Below are 5,498 nucleotides of genomic sequence, written 5' to 3'. Positions count from 1 at the left end.
CGATTTCTTACACAAAAGAGCTGGATTTTTACCTGCCTGCTCTAAAGATGGGGGTTCTCGTTATCCCATTCAGCGACGCAGACATCATCTTTTTAAAATTCCGCAAAATCTTAAGCGCGCTCAAGAGGCTCGGCATCACGAGCTTAAAAGTCGTTTCTATGGCAAACTCCGGCAGGCTCGAGATCGAGGGTATCCGCTGCGATGTCGTGCCGTTTCATGAGTTCGTGCTTAGCTTCTGATTTATTGACATCTCATATCATAAAAATACAAATTTTATGATATAATTTTGGCAAACCCATATCAATTACGCAAGGGAAAGCCGATGATCAAATTAAAATACAAACTCATTTATGAAACGCTAAAACTGGTCGAATCGCAAGGCGAAAAGGGACTTTTATGTCGCAATAAGCAAAGCGATGCGGAGTTTATGAGGCCCGTAAACGAATTCGCAGCTGCGAGTGGGCGCAACTACACATCGATCAAATCGACTCTTGACATAATTCATAAAAACTGGGGCTACCTGCAGCGCGAAAGCATTAAGGATACGGGGCTTGATGCGGGCAAGGCGTCGAAGATTTTCATCTACCGCCTATGCGAGTCAGGGCGAAGCTTTATCGAAAAATACGAAAAAGCGCTCGTCCAAAACGCCGACAAATAGTTCAAAATTAAAAATTTTAAGCGCCAATTAGATAGAATTCTTTAATTTCACGTGGAGCGACAGAATTTCATTTTTATGCGACTCGCCTTAAAAAAAGGAGATGAAAATGCTGGATTTTATAGTAAAAATGTTCGCCTGGAAAGCTGAGTGGGAGGTAAAAAAGGAATATGACAAAGAATTTGGCGATCTATCCTCCATGCACTCAATCTTGCGCTTTATAATACTTCTTATCATACTTAGTATTTTGATTAAATTTCAATTAAGCGTATGAAAGATACATTTTTAGACATTGCGCTCGTTTTATTTGGCATCGTTATGCTTGTCGCGATACGACAAAAATCTTTATTAAAATTTATAATTTTTGTCGTGATTTTAGCGCTCGCCAGAGAGTTAATCATCAGATTTTATGCCTAGTTTCGGCGAAACCGACGCGGATGGAATTTAAAATTTAAACGACAAAATGACGGCGCGGCGAAATTCGGCGGGCGCAAATTTTAAATTTCGCCGTAACCACACTATGCTTTTATCGTCGTTCGTAAATTCTACCGCGCTTCAAGAATTGTCGTATCGATAAATCTAGCTTTTATTGTCAATGACAGAATTTTACCCGCAGCGAGGATTTGCGCTTGATGCCGCGCTTTCTGCTATCAGTGGCGGAATTTCACTAGTGCGGACACGACGGATTTTTTGCGGTGGCAGCAAAAATTATAAACCAAATGAGCGGGTTAGAGCGTAAATTTTATAACGCTAAATTCCGCAGAAGCCCAAATTAATGCGATACAAATGTGAAATTCAAGCAAAAATTTTAAATTTAGTAGCAAAATTCCGCACGCTGAAATCTTAAAATTTTATTTCATAAAATTCCGAAATTTAGGAATTAAATTTTGCAGTGAAGCGCCAAATTTTACCTCAAAATTAAAATTATCACGCAAACCATCCCCGAAAATTCTAAAATTTCATCATCATAAAATTTTAAAATTCCAATGTCGTATTGCAAATCTATTATTTTATAAAACGGAGTGAAAAGCGAAATCTTGCATAAATCGCACTCGAAAATTTCACGGATTCTCGCACAAACCGGCTCGAAATTCCGTCTGCCTACTCCACGTATCCGATAAATTCGCCATCGAAAGTATGCCTAACGTCGCCGCGAAAGTAAATTTTGCCTCCATCCCCTAAGCGCAAATTTAGCGTTTCACCGCTTGCAGGTATCACGCGGATGTCGGGAGCTAGCCCCATATTTTCGACGCCTGCGATGAAGCATGCTGCCATCCCCGTACCGCATGCGAGAGTTTCTGCCTCTACGCCACGCTCAAAGGTGCGCACCTTTAAAATTTTGCTTGCGAGGCGACTTTGAACTAACGCATAATTAACGTTAGCGTTATACTTTTCACGCAGATCGCGAGCTAGCGCGGCGTCGAACTCATTTAAATCGCTAACAAAAGTTACTAAGTGCGGCACTCCTGTGTTATAAAAATACCACGTTAGCCCTGCCTCCTCAAAGCTCTCGCCAAGGCGCTTAGGACGAGTTAACATTACCTCGACGTTAGCTACTAACGCGTGAGCGTTAGGGCGAAGATTGAAAATCTCGCCGAAGCTTACATTGCGTAGCTCGCCGCGCATACTCTCGCTCAAATTTCCGCCGAAAATACCGAAAATTTCACCGCTAATTACGCCTGCGCCGCTTAGGAATTTCATACTTTGCGCGGCCAAGAAATTTTCATACGCATACATGCATACCGCTCGCGAGCCGTTGCCGCACATATCGGCGCTACTGCCGTCGCTATTATAAAATTCCCACTCAAAGTTTATCCCCTCGATACCGTTAAATTTAGGTAGTACGACGATGAGCCCGTCAGCGCCTACTCCATCGCGCCTATCACATAGCTCACGCGCTAGCTTGGATCTATCCGCCTTAACCGAATCCGTAAATATTACGAAATCATTTCCGCTCGCATTATATTTTGAAATTTTCATTATCTACCTCGCAAATTTTTAAAATTACTAACGCTCACTAACGCTTTATTAAAATTTTACTTATATCTAAATTTAAGCGTATCGCTTATTCCTAGGCTTTACTAAGACTCAATTTACTAACGTATCTTCTTTCGTGAGCCCATTTTGTTATGCGTTTTCGCGCTTGATGTTAGAGCCTACCTCATAGCCTTTAAATGCTCGCAAGCATCAAATCTTCCGAGCTTGCAAGCCTTTTCATAAAGCTCGCGCGCCCTCTTTTTATCTTTCGCTACGCCCCAGCCCTTTTCGTATTGATACGCTAAATTTGAGCAGGCTAGCGGCTCGTCGCTTTTCTCGCACGCCTCGCTAAAATACTTCGCAGCAAGCGCGTGATCCTTTTGCCCGCCGTCGCCCTTAAAATACGTAACGCCCAAATTTACGCACGAATCCGCGTGTCCCTGCTCGCAAGCCCTCGTAAAAAATATCCTAGCCCTGTCCGCGTCTTTTTTCACGCCTTCGCCAAGAACGTAGCTAAGCCCTAGGTTATGGCACGCCTCTACTTGCCCCATCTTGCAAGCCTTAATCAAAAGCTCGATCGCCTTTTTCGTGTCTGGATAGACGCCGAGCCCCTTTTTATAGTTGTATGCAAGGCTCGCGCACCCCTCGCTGCTGTTTTTCTTGCAAGCATCGCTAAAAAGCTCATTCGCCCTCTTGCGATCCTGCGCCACCCCCTGCCCGTCGTTGTAGAGCAGCCCTAAATAGACGCAGCCCTTCTGCTCGCCGAGCTTGCACGCCATGTCGTAATAGCGCGCGGCCTGCCTGAAGCTTCTATTTGAGTCGTATGCGTAGCCCAAATTTGCGCAATCCAGCGCGTTTTCCTCGCCGCCTGCGTCGCAGTTGCGCTGCAGCTCATTTATCACGCGGCTTAGTTTTTTACAATCCATCTCGCTCCCCGCGGCGCAGCCCTTCCTTAGATCGTCGATCTCCGCCGCAGCGCCCGTCGCAAACAGCGCGGAGAGCAAAACCATTCGCGCCGTAAATTTTAACCGCTCTTTAAGCGGCGTGCTTTTAAAATTTTGAAATTTAGCGCCCTTTTGGGCACAGCTACCGATCCTCATCGCCTTCTCCTTTATTTTTAGTCTCATCTTAATTCGCGTAGAAATTTTACGCAACCGCGCAAAGGGCTAAATTTTATCTTTTAGCTCTTTTAAAGATCTCTCCACCGCGGCCTTAAGCGCGGCAAGATCGCCGCTATTATCTATAACGAAATCCGCCATAGCGCGCTTTTGCTCGATATCCGTTTGCAGCTCCACGCGGTGTTTTGCAGCGGCGTAATCCAGCCCGTTTCGCTTCATCACGCGCAAAATTAGCGTATCTTTAGGCGCATAAACGACCGCTACTTTATCGAAAAACTCATATCTCTTGCCCTCAAAAAATAGCGGAATATCGACGAAATAAATCTTTCCTTTCGCCTCCAAAGCCTGCGCCTGCGATAAAATTTCAGCCGTTATCTTCGGATGCAGCAGCGCTTCTAGCTTTGCAAGCTCCGCGGGGTCTTTAAACACCAGCTCGCCTAGCTTTTTGCGATCTACTGAAACGCAAGGGGCGGATAAAATTTCCTCATCGCCGCTAGCGTCAAATTTCACATGCGAACTCAAATTTCTAGCCTGCGCGTCCTTTTGTACGACGTATTGCGTGCCGAAAATTTCAGCTACCTGCGCGGCGTATCGATCAAGGATGCAGTGCGAAATCTTATCGGCATCGATGATCTCAAATCCGCGATCACGAAGCAGCTCGCAAACCGTGCTCTTGCCGCTACCGATGCTGCCCGTGATGACGATTGCGTGTTTAAATTTCAAGGCGAGCCTTTATAGCGTTTTTATTCGATTTTAGCTAAAATCTGCGAAATTATACCATCTTGGAGGATAAAATTTGATAAGCTACAAAGACGCGGGCGTCGATATAGACGCAGGAAATGACTTCGTAAACGCAATAAAACCGTTCGTCAAAAGGGCGCAAACTCCGCACGTTTTGGGCGGTATTGGCTCGTTCTCGGGCGCAGTGAGACTGCCTGCTGGCTACAAAAAGCCCGCAATCCTAGGCGCCACCGACGGCGTAGGCACAAAGCTGCGACTCGCGATCGACGCGCGTAAATTTGACGGCGTAGGGCAGGATCTCGTCGCAATGTGCGTGAATGATCTCATCTGCAACTTCGCCGAGCCGCTATTTTTCCTCGACTATTACGCGACGGCGAAGCTCGAGACCCGTGACGCCAAAGAGGTCGTAAAAAGCATCGCCGAGGGCTGCAAACTCGCCCGCTGCGCCCTGATCGGCGGCGAGACGGCGGAGATGCCCTCGATGTATAAAAAGGGCGACTTCGACCTAGCGGGCTTTGCCGTGGGTATCGCCGAAGAGGACGAGATCGACCGCAGCAAGTTTGTGCGTGAGGGCGACCTGCTCATCGCGCTTCCTAGCAGCGGCCTACACTCAAACGGCTTCTCACTCGCGCGAAAAGTGATCGCCGAGCTGGGGTTAAAATTTGAAGACAAAGTGGACGGTTGCGCGCTCATCGACGTGCTTTTGCAGCCGACCAGGATTTACGTCGGCGACTTTTTAAATTTAAAAGACAATATCCACGCGCTCGCACATATCACGGGCGGAGGCATCGTGGAAAATCTGCCGCGCGTATTTCCACAGGGGCTGGGTGCGAAGATCGAGCATACAGCGATCCGCACGCCTGAAATCTTTAAAATCATCGCGCAAAAAGTGGAGCCTGCAGAGATGATGAGGACGTTTAACATGGGCGTAGGTATGATCGTCGTAGCTCCAAAAGAAAATATCGATTTCGTACTATCCAATACCGACGGCTACGTTATCGGCGAGG

General features: G+C 46.6%; 5 protein-coding genes and 1 pseudogene. 3 read left to right on the top strand and 3 right to left on the bottom strand.

From position 1 onward, the window contains the following. Window positions 1-239 (top strand): annotated as a pseudogene (locus tag Q0340_RS01800) (ATP-binding protein); the annotation flags it as partial. 83 nt (window positions 240-322) lie between these two features. Beyond that, complete coding sequence (locus tag Q0340_RS01795; protein WP_298081918.1) at window positions 323-658, top strand: hypothetical protein; 336 nt, start codon at window positions 323-325, stop codon at window positions 656-658. A gap of 1,098 nt (window positions 659-1,756) precedes the next feature. On the opposite strand, the gene dapF is transcribed toward Q0340_RS01795, so the two are convergent. The 3 genes from dapF to coaE form a co-directional block, all read right to left on the bottom strand. Then, complete coding sequence (gene dapF / locus Q0340_RS01790; RefSeq protein WP_297880894.1) at window positions 1,757-2,635, bottom strand: diaminopimelate epimerase; 879 nt, start codon at window positions 2,633-2,635, stop codon at window positions 1,757-1,759. 176 nt (window positions 2,636-2,811) lie between these two features. Next, window positions 2,812-3,732 carry a tetratricopeptide repeat protein gene (locus tag Q0340_RS01785; protein ID WP_298081917.1) on the bottom strand — a complete coding sequence of 307 codons (921 nt, stop codon included), beginning with the start codon at window positions 3,730-3,732 and terminating at the stop codon, window positions 2,812-2,814. A gap of 66 nt (window positions 3,733-3,798) precedes the next feature. Then, entirely contained in the window at window positions 3,799-4,473 is a 675-nt protein-coding gene (coaE, locus tag Q0340_RS01780) for a dephospho-CoA kinase (protein ID WP_298081916.1), read from the bottom strand. A 73-nt stretch (window positions 4,474-4,546) separates the two neighbouring features. Here coaE and purM point away from each other — a divergent pair. Further along, on the top strand, window positions 4,547-5,498 hold a 952-nt coding region (gene purM, locus Q0340_RS01775; RefSeq protein WP_298081915.1), incomplete at its 3' end, for a phosphoribosylformylglycinamidine cyclo-ligase.

The organism is uncultured Campylobacter sp. (genome assembly GCF_938045595.1).
GTDB lineage: Bacteria > Campylobacterota > Campylobacteria > Campylobacterales > Campylobacteraceae > Campylobacter_B.
The sequence above is the reverse complement of the archived record's forward strand: the minus strand, read 5'-3'. Positions and strand labels throughout refer to the sequence as shown.

Bases quoted from the DNA above. Each gene is read 5' to 3' on its own strand.
- Q0340_RS01795 (WP_298081918.1), top strand. From the start codon at position 323: ATGATCAAATTAAAATACAAACTCATTTATGAAACGCTAAAACTGGTC.
- dapF (WP_297880894.1), bottom strand. From the start codon at position 2,635: ATGAAAATTTCAAAATATAATGCGAGCGGAAATGATTTCGTAATATTT.
- Q0340_RS01785 (WP_298081917.1), bottom strand. From the start codon at position 3,732: ATGAGGATCGGTAGCTGTGCCCAAAAGGGCGCTAAATTTCAAAATTTT.